Source organism: Methylibium sp., from assembly GCF_013817365.1.
In the GTDB taxonomy this organism is placed as follows: domain Bacteria; phylum Pseudomonadota; class Gammaproteobacteria; order Burkholderiales; family Burkholderiaceae_C; genus Methylibium.
In genome coordinates this window covers 2,291-3,284 of sequence record NZ_JACDCU010000441.1, presented here as the reverse complement: position 1 = coordinate 3,284, position 994 = coordinate 2,291, and the positions used below count along the sequence as shown (strand labels likewise).

Here is a 994-nt window from a genome sequence, read left to right as displayed (position 1 = left end):
TGCGCGAGGTGCCGTTCACGGCGCAGCGGGTCAGGGCCGCCCTCGGCGCTAGCCGACGCCGGTTGTGCATCACTTGCCGTAGTTGTCCTTCAGCCCAGCGATCCTGCTGAACACCGGGGTGCTGGTCGTAGGGTCCCGGGCGTCCGTGACGAAGTAGCCGTGACGCTCGAACTGCAGGCGTGCGCCGGGTGCCACGTCCGTCAAGCCGCCCTCCACGTAGCCGTTCACGACCTTCTTGCTTGCGGGATTCATCACCGCGAGAAAGTCTTGTCCTCCCGCGTCGGGCTGCGCCTCGGTGAACAACCGGTCGTAAAGCCGCACTTGCGCCAGCACCGCCTCGTGCACAGCCACCCAGGTGATCGTGCCCTTGACCTTCACCGCGTCCGCGCCTGGCGTGCCGCTCTTGGTGTCGGGGACGACTCTTGCAAGCACGGTCGTGACCTTGCCTGACGTGTCCTTCTCGCAGCCGGTGCACTCGACGACGTAGCCGTACTTGAGCCGCACCTTGCTGCCGGCGGCCGCTTCGCTCGGCGGGAAGAGCCGGAAGTAGCCCTTGGGCGGCTGCTCCGCGAAATCGTCGTGCTCGATCCAGACCTCGGGGCCGAGGCTGAAGTGCCGCAGGCCGAGTTCTGGCCGCTGCGGGTGCGCGGGCGCCTGGCAGGGCTCGAGGTGGGTGTTCGACGCGAGATCGCCGCCGAACATCTCGACCCAGTTGGTGAGCCTGAGCTTCACCGGCTCCAGCACCGCCATCGCGCGCGGCGCCTTGCCTTCCAGGTCGTCGCGCAGCGCGGCGTCGAGCAGGCTGTAGTCGATCCAGCTGTGCTCCTTGCTCACGCCGATGCGCTCGCAAAACAGGCGGATGCTCTCTGGCGTGTAGCCGCGCCGGCGCAGGCCGGCGAGGGTGGGCATGCGCGGGTCGTCCCAGCCGTCCACATGGCCCTCGTCGACCAGTTGCCTGAGCTTGCGCTTGCTGGTGACCACGTAGGTCAGGTTG

1 protein-coding gene is annotated in these 994 nt (G+C 68.0%); it reads right to left on the bottom strand.

Annotated elements, in window-relative coordinates:
* Nucleotides 1-69 precede the first annotated feature (69 nt).
* A partial coding sequence (locus H0W38_RS19345; protein WP_292457221.1) for a glutamate--tRNA ligase family protein occupies nt 70-994 on the bottom strand: 925 nt, incomplete at its 5' end.